The organism is Marinomonas dokdonensis (assembly GCF_052747885.1).
The window spans coordinates 59,801-77,568 of the sequence record NZ_JBRAND010000004.1 but is presented as its reverse complement, the minus strand read 5'-3'; the positions used below and the strand labels follow the sequence as shown (position 1 = coordinate 77,568).

The 17,768-nt window shown below is 45.1% G+C and carries 21 protein-coding genes and 1 riboswitch; of the genes, 5 read left to right on the top strand and 16 right to left on the bottom strand.

The window, feature by feature from the left end:
• The 4 genes from thiS to rsmI all read right to left on the bottom strand — a co-directional run bounded on the left by thiS (position 1) and on the right by rsmI (position 4,046).
• Positions 1 to 210: a sulfur carrier protein ThiS gene (gene thiS, locus ACUM5Y_RS11145; RefSeq protein ID WP_445976951.1), complete on the bottom strand. Its 210-nt coding sequence runs from the start codon at positions 208 to 210 to the stop codon at positions 1 to 3.
• Positions 207 to 881, bottom strand: coding sequence for a thiamine phosphate synthase (gene thiE / locus ACUM5Y_RS11140; RefSeq protein ID WP_445976950.1), 675 nt, complete (start codon positions 879 to 881; stop codon positions 207 to 209). The genes thiS and thiE overlap by 4 nt, the downstream gene beginning before the upstream one ends.
• The gene (thiC, locus tag ACUM5Y_RS11135) at positions 874 to 2,841 is read right to left on the bottom strand and encodes a phosphomethylpyrimidine synthase ThiC (protein WP_445976949.1); all 1,968 of its coding nucleotides are present in this window, start codon (positions 2,839 to 2,841) and stop codon (positions 874 to 876) included. Before thiC ends, thiE begins: the two co-directional genes overlap by 8 nt.
• A gap of 175 nt (positions 2,842 to 3,016) precedes the next feature.
• Positions 3,017 to 3,122, bottom strand: a riboswitch (TPP riboswitch).
• A gap of 63 nt (positions 3,123 to 3,185) precedes the next feature.
• Positions 3,186 to 4,046 carry a 16S rRNA (cytidine(1402)-2'-O)-methyltransferase gene (gene rsmI, locus ACUM5Y_RS11130; RefSeq protein ID WP_445976948.1) on the bottom strand — a complete coding sequence of 287 codons (861 nt, stop codon included), beginning with the start codon at positions 4,044 to 4,046 and terminating at the stop codon, positions 3,186 to 3,188.
• Positions 4,047 to 4,149: 103 nt separating this feature from the next.
• Between rsmI and ACUM5Y_RS11125 the strand changes: the two genes are divergently transcribed.
• The 3 genes from ACUM5Y_RS11125 to ACUM5Y_RS11115 are packed head-to-tail and all read left to right on the top strand — an operon-like array spanning position 4,150 to position 6,879.
• The gene (locus ACUM5Y_RS11125; protein ID WP_445976947.1) at positions 4,150 to 5,946 is read left to right on the top strand and encodes a penicillin-binding protein activator; all 1,797 of its coding nucleotides are present in this window, start codon (positions 4,150 to 4,152) and stop codon (positions 5,944 to 5,946) included.
• Positions 5,888 to 6,280, top strand: coding sequence for a YraN family protein (locus ACUM5Y_RS11120; RefSeq protein ID WP_445976946.1), 393 nt, complete (start codon positions 5,888 to 5,890; stop codon positions 6,278 to 6,280). Before ACUM5Y_RS11125 ends, ACUM5Y_RS11120 begins: the two co-directional genes overlap by 59 nt.
• Before the next feature lie 5 nt (positions 6,281 to 6,285).
• On the top strand, positions 6,286 to 6,879 hold the full coding sequence (locus tag ACUM5Y_RS11115) for an SIS domain-containing protein (protein ID WP_445976945.1): 594 nt from the start codon (positions 6,286 to 6,288) through the stop codon (positions 6,877 to 6,879).
• Positions 6,880 to 6,940: 61 nt separating this feature from the next.
• On the opposite strand, the gene ACUM5Y_RS11110 is transcribed toward ACUM5Y_RS11115, so the two are convergent.
• The 5 genes from ACUM5Y_RS11110 to zapE form a co-directional block, all read right to left on the bottom strand.
• Positions 6,941 to 7,321, bottom strand: a complete 381-nt coding sequence (locus ACUM5Y_RS11110) for a ClpXP protease specificity-enhancing factor (RefSeq protein WP_445976944.1) — start codon at positions 7,319 to 7,321, stop codon at positions 6,941 to 6,943.
• Between the two features lie 75 nt (positions 7,322 to 7,396).
• Positions 7,397 to 8,029 carry a glutathione S-transferase N-terminal domain-containing protein gene (locus ACUM5Y_RS11105; protein WP_445976943.1) on the bottom strand — a complete coding sequence of 211 codons (633 nt, stop codon included), beginning with the start codon at positions 8,027 to 8,029 and terminating at the stop codon, positions 7,397 to 7,399.
• A 323-nt stretch (positions 8,030 to 8,352) separates the two neighbouring features.
• The gene (gene rpsI, locus ACUM5Y_RS11100) at positions 8,353 to 8,745 is read right to left on the bottom strand and encodes a 30S ribosomal protein S9 (protein WP_036159384.1); all 393 of its coding nucleotides are present in this window, start codon (positions 8,743 to 8,745) and stop codon (positions 8,353 to 8,355) included.
• Positions 8,746 to 8,759: 14 nt separating this feature from the next.
• Positions 8,760 to 9,188, bottom strand: coding sequence for a 50S ribosomal protein L13 (rplM, locus tag ACUM5Y_RS11095; RefSeq protein ID WP_445976942.1), 429 nt, complete (start codon positions 9,186 to 9,188; stop codon positions 8,760 to 8,762).
• A gap of 151 nt (positions 9,189 to 9,339) precedes the next feature.
• Positions 9,340 to 10,440, bottom strand: a complete 1,101-nt coding sequence (gene zapE, locus ACUM5Y_RS11090; RefSeq protein ID WP_445976941.1) for a cell division protein ZapE — start codon at positions 10,438 to 10,440, stop codon at positions 9,340 to 9,342.
• A 128-nt stretch (positions 10,441 to 10,568) separates the two neighbouring features.
• Here zapE and ACUM5Y_RS11085 point away from each other — a divergent pair, with 128 nt between their 5' ends.
• Positions 10,569 to 11,027 carry a Z-ring associated ZapG family protein gene (locus ACUM5Y_RS11085; RefSeq protein ID WP_445976940.1) on the top strand — a complete coding sequence of 153 codons (459 nt, stop codon included), beginning with the start codon at positions 10,569 to 10,571 and terminating at the stop codon, positions 11,025 to 11,027.
• 53 nt (positions 11,028 to 11,080) lie between these two features.
• Here ACUM5Y_RS11085 and ACUM5Y_RS11080 read toward each other — a convergent pair whose 3' ends face one another.
• The gene (locus tag ACUM5Y_RS11080; RefSeq protein WP_445976939.1) at positions 11,081 to 11,842 is read right to left on the bottom strand and encodes a Nif3-like dinuclear metal center hexameric protein; all 762 of its coding nucleotides are present in this window, start codon (positions 11,840 to 11,842) and stop codon (positions 11,081 to 11,083) included.
• Positions 11,843 to 11,853: 11 nt separating this feature from the next.
• Between ACUM5Y_RS11080 and ACUM5Y_RS11075 the strand changes: the two genes are divergently transcribed.
• Complete coding sequence (locus ACUM5Y_RS11075; RefSeq protein WP_445976938.1) at positions 11,854 to 12,909, top strand: S1C family serine protease; 1,056 nt, start codon at positions 11,854 to 11,856, stop codon at positions 12,907 to 12,909.
• A 2-nt stretch (positions 12,910 to 12,911) separates the two neighbouring features.
• Here the strand turns inward: ACUM5Y_RS11075 and ACUM5Y_RS11070 are convergent, their stop codons facing one another.
• From ACUM5Y_RS11070 to ACUM5Y_RS11045, 6 genes are all read right to left on the bottom strand, one after another.
• On the bottom strand, positions 12,912 to 13,451 hold the full coding sequence (locus tag ACUM5Y_RS11070; RefSeq protein WP_445976937.1) for an SRPBCC family protein: 540 nt from the start codon (positions 13,449 to 13,451) through the stop codon (positions 12,912 to 12,914).
• Positions 13,444 to 14,769: a histidinol dehydrogenase gene (hisD, locus tag ACUM5Y_RS11065; RefSeq protein ID WP_445976936.1), complete on the bottom strand. Its 1,326-nt coding sequence runs from the start codon at positions 14,767 to 14,769 to the stop codon at positions 13,444 to 13,446. The genes ACUM5Y_RS11070 and hisD overlap by 8 nt, the downstream gene beginning before the upstream one ends.
• Positions 14,770 to 15,414, bottom strand: coding sequence for an ATP phosphoribosyltransferase (hisG, locus tag ACUM5Y_RS11060; protein WP_445976935.1), 645 nt, complete (start codon positions 15,412 to 15,414; stop codon positions 14,770 to 14,772). It lies immediately after the preceding gene.
• Positions 15,415 to 16,677, bottom strand: coding sequence for a UDP-N-acetylglucosamine 1-carboxyvinyltransferase (gene murA / locus ACUM5Y_RS11055; RefSeq protein WP_445976934.1), 1,263 nt, complete (start codon positions 16,675 to 16,677; stop codon positions 15,415 to 15,417).
• A 24-nt stretch (positions 16,678 to 16,701) separates the two neighbouring features.
• On the bottom strand, positions 16,702 to 16,938 hold the full coding sequence (locus ACUM5Y_RS11050; RefSeq protein WP_445976933.1) for a BolA family protein: 237 nt from the start codon (positions 16,936 to 16,938) through the stop codon (positions 16,702 to 16,704).
• Between the two features lie 215 nt (positions 16,939 to 17,153).
• Positions 17,154 to 17,765 (bottom strand): MlaC/ttg2D family ABC transporter substrate-binding protein, encoded by a 612-nt coding sequence (locus ACUM5Y_RS11045; protein WP_445976932.1) that lies wholly within the window; start codon positions 17,763 to 17,765, stop codon positions 17,154 to 17,156.
• Positions 17,766 to 17,768 lie beyond the last annotated feature (3 nt).

Here is a 17,768-nt window from a genome sequence, read left to right as displayed (position 1 = left end):
TTAGCCTCCTGCTATGGATTCAAAAATGTAAACTTGGCTGCCACTCGCCAATTCGGTGTGCGCCCAGCGACTTTTTGGCACGACTTGTTGATCTACCGCGATGGCAATGCCCTGCTGATCACGGCCTAAACCCTCTAAAAGGTCCTGTAAAGTGCGTCCGACAAACTCATGCTCTTGATCATTTAAGCGAATCGTTAACCTCTCTGTCATACTTGCTTCCTTGTGTTAGCGGCAAAACTGGCTTGTAAATCCAAGAGGGTCTGATCTGGGTCATCCGCCAAAGTTATAGCCGTCACCACGGCCACACTGTCGACCCCAGTTTTGACGACATCCGCAAAACGCTGTTGACTGATTCCACCAATGGCTACGGTTGGCACCTTGCCAGCCAGCTTTATCACCTGATTTTTGAGCTTCTCTAAGCCCTGAGGCTTAGATGGCATCATTTTGGTTTGGGTAGGAAAAACATGCCCAAGGGCTATGTAGCTAGGCTGAATCGCCAAGGCTCTTTGCATTTCGTGCTCATCATGGGTACTTATGCCTAGGCGCAATCCTGCTTGGCGAATACCCTGAAGATCCGCGTCATACAGGTCTTCTTGACCCAGATGGACACCATAGGCTCCAAGCTCGATAGCATGCTGCCAAAAGTCATTAATGAAAACTTGAGCTTGGTACTTTTTGCCCAAAGCAATAGCTTGCGTAATTTGTGCCTTAAGCTGCAAAGGGTCGGGTTCCTTGATACGTAATTGTGTCAGTTTAACCCCTTGCTTTAGCACCCTTTCTAGCCAGTCGACCGTATCTACTACGGGATACAAGCCCATTTTCTGCATGTCCATGGGTGCAAAACCCATGGACGCCTCTTGAGCGGTGGATTCATCAATCATCCAGCATGCCTCCTGCTTGAGTTAAATACACTTCGCTGCCGAGTTTACGAAACTGGTGTGACATATCCTGCATACCTTGCTCTGCCTCACTTAGGGCTTTCAATTCGAGCGTCTGCTCTTCCATCTCTAAGCCTTTGGCATAGTCACGGACTTCTTGGGTAATTTTCATGGAACAGAACTTAGGGCCACACATGGAGCAAAAATGCGCCACTTTGCCAGAAGCTTGAGGCAAGGTTTCATCGTGGTAAGCTCGGGCGGTATGAGGGTCTAAAGATAAGTTGAATTGGTCTTCCCAACGGAACTCAAAACGCGCTTTAGATAAGGCGTTATCACGCACTTGAGCACCTGGGTGGCCTTTTGCCAAATCCGCTGCGTGGGCAGCAATCTTATAGGTAATAAGCCCTTGCTTGACGTCTTCTTTATTAGGCAAGCCCAAATGCTCTTTGGGGGTGACATAGCACAACATGGCACAGCCATACCAACCTATCTGCGCCGCCCCTATGCCAGAAGTAATGTGGTCGTAGCCTGGAGCAATGTCTTGGGTAAGAGGCCCTAAGGTATAAAAAGGCGCTTCGTGACAATGTTCCAATTGCTGATGCATATTCTCTTCAATTAACTGCATAGGCACATGCCCAGGGCCTTCAATCATCACCTGCACATCGTATTCCCATGCTACTTTGGTTAACTCGCCCAAAGTGCGTAACTCGGACATTTGCGCTTCGTCGTTGGCATCCATAATAGAGCCCGGGCGTAAGCCGTCTCCCAGTGACAGAGCCACATCATATTGAGCACAAATCTCACAGATTTCACGAAAACGCGTGTATAAAAAGCTTTCTTGATGGTGTGCCAAACACCATTTGGCCATGATAGAGCCGCCACGAGAAACAATACCAGTAAGCCTTTTTGCTGTCATCGGCACAAAACGCAGCAACACCCCAGCATGAATGGTGAAGTAGTCTACCCCCTGCTCTGCTTGCTCGATTAAGGTGTCACGAAAAACTTCCCAGTTCAGGTCTTCCGCCACGCCATCAACTTTTTCTAAGGCCTGATAGATAGGCACAGTACCAATAGGAACTGGGGAATTACGTAAAATCCACTCGCGGGTTTCGTGAATGTTTTTGCCCGTGGACAAATCCATCACGGTGTCAGCCCCCCAGCGAGTCGACCAGACCAGTTTTTCCACCTCTTCCTCGATAGAGGAAGTCACTGCCGAATTACCTATGTTAGCGTTTACCTTCACCAAGAAATTACGCCCAATGATCATGGGCTCAGATTCTGGGTGATTAATATTGTTTGGAATGATGGCGCGGCCACGAGCGACCTCATCACGGACAAATTCTGGCGTAATACGCTGTTGTAAATTAGCGCCAAAACTCTGACCCGGATGCTGTTTTAGCAGTAATTCGCTGTTAATAGCATCGATGTTTTGGTTTTCACGAATGGCGATGTATTCCATTTCTGGGGTAATGATACCCTGTCGCGCGTAATGCATTTGGGTAACACACTTCCCCGCAGAGGCTTTACGAATAGCCGTTTTCTGTTTGAAACGTAACGCTTCTAACTCTGGGTCATCTAAACGAGACTTAGCAAACTCGGATGATACTTGTGGTAATACTTGGGTATCCTTGCGCTTTTCTATCCAGTTTTTTCGTATAGGGTTCAAGCCTTTGTAGACATCAATGTGTTCTTCTAGGTCCGCGTATGGGCCAGAGCAATCGTAAACATAGATGGCCTCATTGGATTCGAACGTTAGATTATTAGGGTCCGTACCAACGGGTGTGTCAGTAACATTGATTTTACGCATAGGCACGCGAATCGATGCATCCGAACCTTCAATGTAAATGCGTTCTGAAGCAGGAAAAGGTGAACCCTGTAGGGATTCAATGACGGCTTTAGCTTGTAAGCGTGAGGCTTCACGGCTTAATTTGTTCGGTTTTTTTATTTCTGTAATGTTCGACATGAGCATTTCCCTTAAAAATGGAGAATTGCTTGTCTGAGGTGCTGTTTAAAGAATTAAACACAATACTGTGCTAATGCTTCAAAACATGAGCAACGCAAAGTATGGGTGATTTCAAAGAGGTATAGCATAGAATCAGCATCATACTGTGCGGTAGCTCATTCGATGCAGATAAGAAAAGTAACGCTTTCTTGTTTCCTACGCGGGGTATAAGCCCGATCAGGTTCTGCGGATCCCGTACTTAATTGTACGATCTCAGCCAAATGGCACTCCGACAAGTGGCCCTGAGTATACTCACTAAAAAACGGATGTAAACTCCCAACTTGCCGAAATGCGATGAAGCCTAGTTAAGCGTCTTGCATGCCTAAGGCCAATTTATAGAGATGATTTTTCTTTTCGCCAGTGAGTTTAGCCGCCATCGCCGCCGCTTGTTTAACGGGTAGATCTTCGAGCAAAATAGACAACACACGCTTGGCCTCAAGCTCAGATTCATCATCTGCTTCTGGGACATAACTTAGCATTACTACAAACTCACCTTTTAGCTGATTTGCATCCGCATCGAATTTCGCCAAGATTTCTTCTGCCGTACCCGACAAAAAAGTCTCGAAGGTTTTGGTTACTTCTCGGGCCAATACCAATCTCGCGCTGTCACCATAAACTTTGGCCACATCAGCGATGGAGTCATAAACCCTATGGGTAGACTCATAAAAAACCACGGTCCCCGCTTGGCTCTTCCATGACTCATAAAGATCACAACGTGCTTTCGATTTTGCTGGCACAAAGCCTGCGAAAAAGAATTGATCGGTCGGCAAGCCAGAGGCACACAAAGCGGCCACTAGCGCACAAGCACCTGGCACTGGTGTGACGGTTAAGCCTTGAGCTCGTAAATGGGCCACCAAATGATAACCAGGATCAGAAATCAGTGGTGTGCCAGCATCGGATACTAGGGCGACGTTCTTGCCATCCATTAATAGGCTGGCCACGTATTCTGCTTTGTCTTTTTCATTATGATCATGAAGAGAAAATAGCTTGGCATCGATGGCGAAATGGTTAAGTAAGCGACGGCTATGACGTGTATCCTCAGCACCAATATAGTCCACTTCGCGTAAGGTCTGTTCTGCACGCTTACTGAAGTCGTCAAGATTTCCTATAGGGGTTGCAACTATGTATAAGGTGCCTCTCACATCATCTGAACTATGTGCTACCATATTGCCTCTTTGTCTCTTTTAGTATTTGTCGATTATGATCATCTTTACGCCGCGCATCATACCATTAACCTTATGTACTTTTCTGCTAAGTGCATGCGGATCCGTGAATTTAAATACCACGCCCAGCAGTCAAGTGACTCGTATCCAAGCCACACCGGCACAACAAACAGCGACACAACTTGAAAGTATTTATCATCCAAATGCGGCGAGCAAAACTCCGCCAGCCATCAGCGAAGCCTTTCAATCTGCTCAGGTGGCCTATCACAATGGTAATTACCAACAAGCCTTGGCCTTACTTGAAAACGGACCACTTAAAACTAAATCCAACCTAGAGTTTGATGCAAATTTATTGGCAGCCCTAAGTACAGCCAAACTTGATGACAAGGCGCTCAGTTTTAGCTTTATCACCCAAGCAGAACAACTACCAGAAGTTAGCCATCCTGATAAGCACAACCAATTGCAAGAAACCATCGCCACGGTGCTTGAGCATTTTGAGAACTGGATAGATGTTATCGATATACGCATGGCATTAAGCCGTCACTTACCTTTAGATCAAGGTGACTACAATCAACAGCAATTATGGCTGGCCATTCAAAACTTAACGGAAAATGAAGTGGAGCAGCTTTATGCTCGACAAAATTTTGAGCTACACGAGTGGTTGAACGTTAGTAGTATCTTACGCAATACCAATTTGACCCTAGATCAGCAGGTAGCAGCCTACCAAGAGTGGTCGGAGCAAAACCCCGAACATCCAGCAGCGCTTACACCGCCCCAAGATTTTCAGGTCCTAGCTTCCATGAATGAGCTAGAACCTAAAAAAATTGTCTTGTTGCTGCCCACGACCGGCCCGCTGAAACAAGCCTCTAAAGCCATTAGTGATGGTTTCTTCTCGGCTTTCTATCACAAAAAAGATCAGCGCCCGGAAGTCTTTATCGTGAACACCAATGCTTATGAAAGTATCGAAGAGGCGCTAGAGCAAGCCTACACCCATACGCCAGATGTGATCATAGGCCCCTTACAGAAAAACCATGTAGCCAGATTGAGCTACCTAGATTTACCCTACCCTGTGATCGCTCTTAACCAACTGGACATTAATCAGAAAAATCAAAATCTCTTCCACTTCTCTCTAAGTTCGGAAGACGACATTAAGCAGCTGATTGTCTTTGCTAAGCAGCAAGGGGCGGAGAACGCAGCGATTTTAAGCACCCAGGACACCTGGGCGTTGAAGCAAGCGGACGAATTTGCCCAAGCCGCCGAAAAAGAACACTTAACACTCTTATCTAATCAAAGTTATGGCAGTACATCCAAAGAGCGTCAACAAGCCGTACAAAAGCTGCTTTTGGTAGATGAAAGCTACCAACGAAAGCAGCTAATTGAGCGTTGGACAGGAGAACAGGTAGAAACCACCACCCGTTCACGCAAAGATTTAGATTATATCTTCTATGTGGGCAAACTAAGCGATGCGAAGCAAATCCGACCTCTAGTCGACTTCTATTTTGCCGATGCCATCCCTATGTTGTCGACTAACAGCTTAAACGACAACCCTCCTAGGGCTTCCGACAACACCAGTGATATCGAGCGCATTTTATTTACCGAGATTCCAGCTCTCACCAGCAAACAAAGCCAGACATCAAACCTACCAAGTCACCCTGGCTCAAACATTTTACGTCGCTTACAAGCCTTAGGTGCGGACGCGTATTTGTTAGCTAATCGCTATTCTTTATTCACCCAGCTGGCAAATACCAAGATGTCAGCCAATACTGGCATTATCAGCATGGACGACATGGGTATTTTCCATAAGCGCCCAGAAATCATGACTTACCGAAAAGGACGTTTGGTAAATGTGCAAGATTACGAGTATTTTTCCCAGTACGAACAAGCGCAAACAAGCCAAGAATAATGGCGAAAAAGCCGAGCAATTTGCGCAACAGTATTTAACCGAGCAAGGGCTAACGTTTGTTGAGAACAACTTTTTCTGCAAACTGGGCGAGATAGATCTTATTTTTCTGGATCAGCAAACTTATGTGTTTGTGGAAGTGCGCTATCGAACCAAAACGGCCCATGGCAGTGCCGCCGAAAGCTTAAACCCAAATAAATTGGCTAAAATCACCAAAAGTGCCACCTTTTGGCTACAAAAAAATAACAAGTTAGCTAACCCCTGTCGCTTTGATGCGGTATTATTTGATCATAAAATTGACCGACAACATTTAACCTGGCTAAAAGCAGTACTTTAACCATTATGGATTTTCAAGAAGCAATATATACCCAGTTCGCCCACAGTTTTGAAGCCCAACAACAAGCTTTAGAAAGTCTTCCTCCCTATATTGAGCACGCTGCTAGAGTTATCTTCACCAGCATAGCAGGTGGTGGCAAGGTGGTTTGTATCGGCAATAGCACTGGCTCACATCTGTCCCAGTACTTCAGCACCTTGATGTTAGATAGATTAGACCGCGAACGTCCAGGTTTGCCTGCTATCAATCTAAATGGCGATGGCGCAGCGCTGCTCTCTATCGGCCATAATGACAGCTACCATGACGTGTTTTCCAAGCAAATAACCGCCATTGGCAATGCGGGGGATGTGTTGTTTGTTATCGCTAACCGAGGCAACACCTCCCCTATCATTCAAGCGATACAAGCCGCCCACGAACGTAAAATGAGCATAGTGGCACTGACAAGCCCAGAAGCCAAAAATGTCTCCTCACTTACCTCCCGAGATGACACAGAGATCAAGATCAACCTACTGGGCACAGCACGCGTACACGAATGCCAGTTAACCGTGATACACACCCTAGTGGATTTACTAGAACGTCAATTATTCGGTTACGAAGACTAAAAAAGGCCCTCTAGTATGCTAGAGGGCCTTTGTTGAATCATCATTTATCAAGCTGAAACCACTACTTCACAACTTTTAGAGTGAAGCCTTTCTTTGGGGGTTGTGGGTCAACTGGATCGGGCGCTGGCTCAAATTCCTCTTCTGGAAACACGAAACCGTCACCATTTTCTTTCGCGTACAAAGCAAGTGCCGCGGCAATAGGCACATAAACCTGCATAGGCTTACCACCAAAACGCGCTTCAAAAGACACCGCCTCTTTGTCCATGATCAGATGTCGAACTGCAGACATACTAAGGTTCAATACGATTTGTCCATCCTTGACAAACTCCATAGGCAACACAGCTTGTTCATGGGTTGCATCCACTAATAAATATGGCGTCATGTCGTTGTCCGATACCCATGAATAGGCAGCGTTTAGTAAATAGGATCTTTTGGCTAGCATGTCGATTCACCTTTTCTTATAGCAAAAAAGGAGCCTGGGCTCCTTTTACACACCTTTCACAAGGCATCATTGATATTAATCTAAGCGCATTTCTTCTTCTGCTTCAGAAAGACTTTCTTGGAAAGACTCACGAGCAAATACTAGATCCATGTATTTGTATAGAGAAGCGGCTTGTTCTTTAGGAATATCCACACCTAGAACAGGCAGACGCCATAAGATTGGCGCTAGGCAACAGTCAACAATCGTGAACTCGTCGCTCATGAAGTAAGGCTTTTCTTCAAAAATAGGTGAAACATTGATTAAGCTTTCACGCAATTCTTTCTGAGCTTGAGCAACGGCTTCTTTGTCTTTGCTGCTCAAGATTAGGTCGACTAGATCAGCCCAATCACGCTGAATACGGTACATGTAAAGACGGCTTTCAGCACGCGCTACAGGGTAAACAGGTAGCAATGGTGGATGAGGGAAACGCTCATCAAGGTATTCCATCATTACGTTTGGCTCGTAAAGTACCAAATCACGGTCAACCAATGCTGGCAACTCGTTGTACGGATTAACATCAGCCAATTCCGCTGGCTTATTAAACGGATCCACATCAATGATATCAACGGTCACTGCTTTTTCAGCCAATACAATACGAACTCTGTGGCTGTAGTGATCTTCCCCGTCTGAGAAAAAAGTCATTGAGGAGCGCTTTGCAATAACACCCATGTCTAACCCCTATTTTAAAAACATCAAATACCTCATAAATGAGGCAAACTATAAAATGACGCCATAGCAATGGTCATCACCACTTTTAAGACTTAACACCAAAATCCATACGGTTACTGCTGCATCCTACAACATCACCGAATCATGGTTTTAGGCGCAACCATTACGCTGGAACAAATTTGCCGTCATTCTAACATATTTTCGCGTTAATTATTGGCTTGATTATATGCTTAAAAGCAGCTCATTGAGCCTATGCTGTTAACAACAAAAAAAACGCCTGGTGAAACACACCAAGCGTTTTAATAGTAACCCAAAAACGAATATTAACGTTTTGAGAACTGAGGACGACGACGTGCTTTGCGTAGACCAACTTTCTTACGTTCAACTTCACGCGAGTCACGAGTAACGAAACCTGCAGAACGTAGAGTACGACGTAGAGTCTCATCGTATTGCATCAATGCGCGTGTGATACCGTGACGGATCGCACCAGCTTGACCAGAGATACCACCACCTTTAACAGTGATGTAAACGTCAAATTTTTCAGTAGCGTCAACAAGTTCAAGAGGCTGACGAACAACCATTTGAGCCGTTTCACGACCGAAGTACTGAGAAAGTGTACGGTTATTGATAACTAGGTTACCAGAACCGGCTTTAAGGAAAACACGAGCGGTAGACGTTTTACGACGACCTGTACCGTAGTATTGAGTAGCTGACATAATGTTCTTCCGTATTAAATGTTAAGTTCTTGTGGCTGTTGAGCAGCATGTGGATGCTCAGTTCCAGCGTACACTTTCATTTTCTTGTGCATTGCACGGCCCAAAGGACCTTTTGGCAACATACCTTTAACGGCAAGTTCAAGAACACGCTCAGGAGCGTGATCAATCAGCTTCTCGAAATTCATAGAACGCAAGCCGCCTGGGTAACCAGTGTGGCGGTAGTATTGTTTTGCGGCTGCTTTGTTACCAGAAACGTGAATTTTCTCAGCGTTAACAACAACGATGTAATCACCAGTGTCAACGTGTGGAGTGTATTCAGCTTTATGCTTACCGCGTAGACGGCGTGCAATTTCGGTAGCCAAACGACCTAAAGTTTTGCCTTCAGCATCAACCACGAACCAGTCGCGGCGTACTTCAGCAGGTTTTGCTGTAAAAGTTTTCATCAAAAAACCCTATCAATACGCATGTAATTCAACATGCCATACCTATTATTATTGGTTATTAATGCATAAGACATTAATAACGTGCACTTACCTTCAAAAAGGCGAGCGAATTATACTGCACGACAGCAATAAAATAAAGCCCTAGCCAGATTTATGGACGATGTTCTAAAGACAAATATTCTTCGGATTGCATTTCCAGCAAACGGCTCACAGTTCGGTCATATTCAAAGGCCAAACGTGTGCCTGTATAAATGTCTGGAATGGCCACTTCTGCCGAAAAAATCACCTTCACATGGCGGTCATAAAATTCGTCCACCAAGTTAATGAAGCGTCTTGCTAAGTCATCTCTTGGCGCATCCATCTGTGGTAGATTGGAAATGATCACCGTCGTGTATAAGCGTGCAATCTCGATATAATCCACCTGGCTTCTGGGGCCATCACATAAAGCTTGGATATCAAACCAAGCCAAACTCTCGCAACTGCGTAGCAAAGGAATTTGGCGGCCTTCAATTTCAACCGCACCACCCTCTACTATATGAGAAGCATCCGAAATAAGACTCATAAAGCGTTCGTTAAGGGCTTTATCGGCGTCTTCATTTAATGGGTAGTGGTAAAGCTTGGCCTGCTTAAGAGTACGCAAACGGTAATCCACGCCACCATCCACATTCATCACCTTGGTATACTTGTTCACCAAGTCGATGGCTGGCAAAAAGCGCGCTCGCTGCAAACCATTTTTATACAAACCATCTGGCTCAATGTTCGATGTTGCCACGAGAGTCGTGCCGTTTTTAAACAGCTCTTCGAGTAGACCCGCCAGAATCATTGCATCCGTAATATCGGTGACAAAGAATTCATCAAAACATAACACCTGCGCCTTGTCTGAAATTTGCTTGCCGACGATTTCTAAAGGATTTTTCACATCATTCAGCTTGCGCAGCTCTTGATGAACCATCTGCATGAAGCGGTGAAAGTGTAAGCGTAATTTTTTCTCTGTTGGTAAGCAGTCAAAAAAAGTATCCATGAGATAGGTTTTACCACGACCCACACCACCCCAGAAATACAAGCCGATTTCGACACTTGGCTGCTTCTTTTTACGAAAGCGGGAAAAAAGTCCAGTGGATGGCGCTTCTTGCTGATTGGCGACTAATCGATCAAACAAATCCTGCAGGGCTTGCACCGCTTCTTCTTGGGCAGGATCGTAATTAAAGTCATCTCTTTCTAAGTCTTGTTTATAACGGCTAATTGGTGTCATCATTACTCTTTAAGATAATAAAATGAATTGGGAATATTCTAACAAATTGCTACTTAAACAACACCCACCACGCTATGATCCAAGATAATAAATCGGCTATAATGGCCTATCGTTTTTGGGAGTAAATTATGAACTTGGAAGAACTTAACATCATTATTTTTGTTACCGGCGCAATACTAGGCTGCATCGCAACTTTGGCGATAAAAAGTGCCACATCAAAAAACGCCAACAAAGTCAGCGCCTCCAGCAGCTCTGCCGCCACTATACAATCCCTGCAACAAGACCTTGATAAGAAACAAGTTATCATTGACGATTTCATTGCTGACAGCAGTAAGCAATTGCAAGCCACTGAAAAGCACTTACAGGCTTTACGTAAAGCATTAGCAAGTGGCGCCAGCCAAGTAAGTAGCGTAAGCATTGCTGAAACGGCCACTCAAACACCAAGCATTGAGTCGGAAGAAATTACCGATACTGCGCCACCACGTGACTACGCCCTAAAGGGTGACAGTGACGAAGGCATGTTAAGTGAAAAATTCGGTTTAGATGGCAACCTTGATAAAGAGCTTGAACCCAAACGTACTGTCTAACCTAACGAGATTTACATAAAAAAGGGAGCCTTGGCTCCCTTTTTTATGCTCGATCAGGCAGGGCTATCTATATCAATAAACTCTGCTTCTAATGCATGCTCATCACGCAAAAACTTAGCCACAGCTTGAGCCCCAAAACGCTCCGTCGCATGATGACCTGCGGCAATAAAATGAATACCCATTTCTCTTGCTAGATGTATCGTCTGCTCCGACACTTCACCAGTGATAAAAACGTCTGCATCTGCAGCAATAGCTTGATCAATATAGCCCTGAGCACCACCTGTACATAGAGCAACGCGCTTAATCAGCTTTGGTCCTGCTCGCTCAAATAAGACACTTCGTGAGACAGCCTTCTCGACCAAAGCTTGAAAGTCATCCATTGATAACGCCGAGGCCAACTCCCCAACTATTCCGATTGATTGCTCAATGGGTAAGCTTGGTTGAAGTGGCTGGCGCTCATAAACACCTAAAGCATTCGCTAAACCAGCATTGTTCCCCAACATTGGGTGTGCATCTAATGGCAGATGGTAACCATATAAATTAATGTCATTTTTAATAAGTGCCGATACGCGACGGTATTTCATACCGGTTATTTGAGGAGCCTCACCCTTCCAAAAATACCCATGATGAACAAATATGGCGTCTGCTTGATACTCAATAGCCGCATCAATAAGTGCCTGACAAGCCGTAACCCCTGTAACAACACGCTTAATTTCGTTTTTCCCTTCCACCTGCAAACCATTGGGCGCATAATCTTTAAAAAGGCTAGGACTTAACGTTTGATTAAGTATTTTTTCAAATTCACTGCGTAACACAAATACCCCCTATGACTCAAAAAACACACTGGCTAACACTTATTATCGCTATTCTAGGCGGCGCTTGTATAGGTCTATCGATTCTTCTTATCCAAACCTTACAATCAACAAGAGTCGACAACTATGCTGTGTCGGTAAAAAAAGCCGCTCCAGCCGTTGTCAGCATTTACACTCGCATTCTTGAGCGCAACGACTTTAACAAAAGCAGTAACACCACCCATAACCTGAACCTTGGTTCTGGTGTCATCATCACCAAGCAAGGCTTTATCCTTACCAACCATCATGTGGTGCAAAATGCGAAAAGCATCATAGTAAGACTGAATGACGGCAGACGATTGAGCGCCAACATTATTGGCTCTGATCCCTTCACCGATCTTGCAATTTTAAAGGTTCCTGCCGAGAACTTACCTCATATACAAATCGGCAGCAGCGAGCGAGTTAACGTTGGAGACCGCATTCTTGCCATAGGCAACCCATTCGACATCGGCCAAACGGTAACTGCCGGCATTATTAGCGCAAAAGGCAGAAATAGCATTGGTCTCAACACCTACGAGAATTTCTTACAAACAGATGCTGCCATCAACCCGGGCAATTCAGGAGGTGCTTTAGTCAATCTAAAAGGCCAACTAATAGGCATTAGCTCAGCAATCTACTCCAGCACGAACGGCTCACAAGGAATTGGTTTTGCTACGCCGGTAGATGATGCCATGGCGGTAATGACAGAGATCATAAAAACAGGGCAAGTGGTCCGAGGCTACCTTGGTATGGACGCCCAAAAGATTACCACACAACTTGCTGAGAGCCTGATCACTCCGGCACAACATGGTTTACTGGTGAGTAAAGTGAGCGCAAATAGCCCAGCTGAAAAAGCCGGCATTGAGGTTGGCGATATTATTATGAAGATAAATGATATGGAAAGCAGTGATCCGCACAAGGTAAAGAATTTAATTGCCTCTTACAAACCCGGTACGACCATCTCGATACTAGGCACAAGGGGCAACCAATCTTACAAGGCGAACATTACGCTAGAGAAACAACCAATGATCAAACACCTAGCCCAATATTAGGGCTAACCTTCCACCAATTGCTTTAGGCGAGCAAGACTGGTTTCGAAGTTTTTACCGGCAATATTATTTGCCAATAAAGCGATATATGGCCCAAGCAGACCCGCATTTAATTCACCTTCGATGACCCAACGCAATGATGTGACACCACCGCTTTCTTGCATATAAAACTGATTTTCGACGAGCGCTACCCCAGGCTTTGGCAAAACCTCAAAGGTTACTAACCCAGGCATCACCTCAAGCAAAGTCAGTCGACCTTGCTCAGCGGTATTAAGATAGGAAATAACCGCACTTTGCTCTGCTGCCAAAGTGCCATCTTGTGGTTCTATCTGTCCATTCTCAATATACATCCAGTTCGAAAGTTGTTGGCCTTGCAACATAACCTCAAGAACCTCTTCCGCTGAAGCAGAAACTTCAATGCTTCTTTCGACTCGATATTGGGAAGGCAGAAAAAAGCCAACCACCACCAGCAATAGAATCGCCACGGCTAAAAAGCGCGTGACTTTTCTAAGCTGGTATAAGGCTTGAGGGTGCGGCTTACTCACCCTCGTTAACCTTGCTGTCTAGAATACGGTATTCCGCAGACATAGCATGGGCCTCTAAAGACTCACCTCGCGCTAAAGGCGAAGCGATTTTAGCCAAGTCGCTGGCACCTTGAGGTGAGCAATTAATCAATGAGCTACGCTTTTGAAAATCATACACACCCAATGGAGATGAAAAGCGTGCCGTACCAGAGGTTGGTAATACATGGTTAGGACCAGCACAGTAATCCCCTAGCGCTTCTGGCGTATGCCTTCCCATAAAGATGGCACCCGCGTGGCGAATTTTCTCCACCCACTTTTCAGGCTCATCAATAGATAACTCAAGGTGCTCCGCTGCCACTAAGTTAGCAATATCCATAGCTTCATCCATGTCTTTCACATGAATAAAGGCACCACGGCCTTCTAAAGATACCTTGATGATCTGCTGACGGCTTTGGGTTTCAATCAAACGCTCCATCGAAGCCTTAACCTGCTGGATATAATCCGCATCTGGGGAGATCAAGATAGATTGTGCGTCTTCATCGTGTTCTGCTTGAGAGAATAGATCCATGGCAATCCAATCTGGATTCGTTTTGCCATCACACACCACAAGGATTTCGGATGGTCCAGCTATCATATCAATACCGACCGCACCGAAAACCTGACGCTTCGCGGTAGCCACATAGATATTGCCTGGACCAACAATCTTGTCGACCTTAGGAACCGTTTCAGTCCCATAAGCCAATGCAGCAACGGCTTGAGCACCACCAATGGTGAAGACGCGATCCACACCCGCAATATGCGCTGCCGCCAAAACTATGTCATTCACAAAACCATCTGGAGTGGGAACAACCATGATGATCTCACCAACACCTGCCACCTTGGCTGGCATCACGTTCATCAACACAGACGATGGATAAGCAGCCTTTCCGCCCGGTACATACACACCAACACGGTCTAATGGCGTTACTTTTTGACCAAGCACTGTGCCACTGTCTTCTTGATACTGCCAAGAAGGTTGTTTTTGACGCTCATGGTAATCATGTACACGCGCAGCAGCGGCCTCTAAGCTGGCCACTAACTCTGCACTAATGCGCTGTTTAGCTTGTGCCATCTCATCACGAGAGATCTCAAGCTCACTGGCATCATTAACCTGACGACGGTCAAAATGGTTAGTAAATTCAATGACCGCTTTATCACCTTCTTTACGAACCTGATTAACGATATTAAAAACCGCTTCCTGAACGCCTGCATCGGACACAGAGTCCCAAGCCAACAAGGCTTCTAATTCTTCACGAAAGCCTGCTTGTGTTGAGGAAAACTCTCGAATATTAAGTTTCAATTACGCCTCCTCATTATTTTCTACAGCCGTGCGCAACATCTCGATGATAGGTTCAATCTGTGCGTACTTGGTTTTATAGGCCGCTTTGTTTACCACCAAACGAGTACTAATCGGCGCAATCAATTCACGAGCCTCAAGACCGTTGGCTTTAAGTGTGTTACCCGTATCGACAATGTCTACAATTAAATCTGCCAAGCCCATGATAGGTGCTAATTCCATTGCCCCATACAGCTTGATTACATCGGCTTGAATACCATGCTCAGCAAAGTAAGCTTTAGCGGTTTTAGAGAATTTAGAGGCCACCTTTAAGCGACGATTAGGCAACGCCTGCCCAACCACACCAGCCGTCATTAAGCGGCACTTAGAAATTTTTAGATCCAACAGTTCATACAAGTTTTTTGTGTTGGCTTCCATTAACACGTCTTTACCAGACACACCAAAGTCAGCAATACCATGCTCAACGTAAGTCGGTACATCTGTAGCACGTAGAATCACCAACTTGATGTGCTCGTGATTAGTATCAAAAATCAGCTTACGACTTTTGTGAATATCTTCAGCCGGAACAATGTTGGCTTTTTCTAACAAGGGCAATGTTTCGCCCAAAATACGCCCTTTTGATAGGGCAATCGTTAATGTATTACTCATTTAATTTAACACCCGTGAAATTTTTGCCCCTAATGATCCGAATTTCTCTTCAATACATTCGTAACCACGGTCAATATGGTAGATTCTGTCAATCTTGGTATCCCCTTCCGCTACTAAGGCAGAAAGCACCAAACTGGCAGAAGCACGTAAATCTGTCGCCATCACAGGGGCACCTTTAAGGGCGTCACAGCCTCGAACAATGGCCGTGTTACCTGCCACTTCAATATCAGCACCCATGCGTAACATTTCATTTACATGCATGAAACGGTTTTCAAAAATATTTTCAATGACTCGACCTACACCCGTCGCCACAGCATTCAAAGCAACAAACTGAGCCTGCATGTCTGTTGGGAAAGCAGGATACGGTGCGGTGCTGATATTAACAGCCTGCGGACGACGACCTTCCATATCCACTTCGATCCAGTCTTCCCCACAAGTTACCTTGGCACCTGCTTCTTCAAGCTTAGCCAGTACTGCTTCAAGGGATTTTACATCCGTATCGATGACTTTAACCTTGCCACCTGTAATGGCTGCCGCCACCAAGAAAGTACCGGTTTCGATACGGTCCGGCATTACTGGATAAGTTGCGCCATGGAGTTTTTCGACACCATCGATATAAATTGTATCTGTACCATGGCCGGTAATTTTTGCGCCCATAGCAATCAAACATTCTGCTAGATCAACCACCTCAGGTTCACGAGCGGCATTTTCAAGAATGGTTTGCCCTTCAGCCAAAGTTGCAGCCATTAATAGGTTTTCTGTACCTGTTACGGTAACTTTATCGAAGAAGATACGAGCACCTTTCAAGCGGCCATCTACGCTGGCAATAATGTCGCCGCCTTCTACCACGATATTTGCTCCCATGGCTTCCAAACCACGCAAATGCAAATCCACTGGGCGACTACCGATCGCACAGCCGCCAGGTAGAGATACGATGGCTTTACCGAAATGGCTCACCAATGGGCCAAGCACCAGAATAGAAGCACGCATGGTTTTCACCAATTCATAAGGTGCTTCGCAGTTATTCAATGTTGACACGTCCAACTGAACGCTCATTTTCTCGTCAACAACAACACCACATCCCATTGAGCCAAGCAGTTCTAGCATGGTGGTAATGTCGTGCAAATGGGGTAGGTTCTGAATAGTAATTAAATCTTTCGTTAGCAAGGTCGCTGCAAGAATAGGCAACGCCGCATTTTTAGCGCCCGATGCACGCACAACGCCATTAAGTTTGACACCACCGGTAATAAGGAGCTTATCCATAATTTTATTCTCTTATAATTGCTTTTATAGCTGACTGTATTGGGCTGGTGTGTAAGTTTTCATTGTGACAGCATGAATGGCGCCACTGGCAATTGCTTCTTGTAGGTGAGCATAAACAAGCTGCTGCCTTTTTACGGTCATTAGTCCTTCAAACTCACTTGACACTACGACTACTTGGAAATTACAACCTTCCCCTTCTGCAATAACTTGGCAATCTTTAAGGGCGGTTTCCAGTAGCTGTTTTACTTCGTTTGCGTTCACAGTCGCTCCAACATAAATATTTTTCTCAATTCTTCTTATTCTACCTCAGTCAGCGCAACTACTTAACACCTGATGGGTCAACTGGAGACAAAAAAAGCGTTGTTTTACATAAATTTGAAGGAATATTGAGCTTTTATCGTCCTAGCAATAAAAAATCCGAACCCCACTGCTGGAATTCGGATTTTTCATTCAATATTTGAACAAATAAAGCGAGATTATTTCGACAAAGAATCTCGCCATGCATCTATGGCCGCATCAATATTGTTTTTGTTTTGCTGCATCATGACCGCAAACTGTTTACGGAAAGTTAAACCAAAATTGATATTCTCGATAATGATGTTATCCAGCAACCAAGCACCGGCTTTATTCTCTTCCATCAAGAAGGATATATTCAGCAGCACCCCAGACGCTTGTTGAAAAGTCACATCTACTTTCACAGGCCGCCCTTCCCGTTGAGGCCCTAAAGGTAAAACAGTGATTCGATCTGGATCCAGCTCTAATAAAGCGGTGCCATAGGTTTTTAACAACGTTGCTTTGGTTTCTTGTGAAAAGCGCTCCAGCTGAGCAGGTGTTGCACGACGATAATACTTACCCATCACATTGCGGGAAAGCTGATCAAAATCCACTATGTCGGCAAGAATTTTTTCAACCCTTTGATTTAACAATTCAGGATCTTTGGCCAACACGTCTCGGTCTGCGACAATGTCACTGCGAAAAGCATCAACCATTTGAATCACTTTTTCTCTGGCGCCTTCAGAATCAGCCCAAACGCTAGCACTTACCATAAGTGAAAAAGCCATCACAAGCTTACCCAAATTCTTTAACATAGC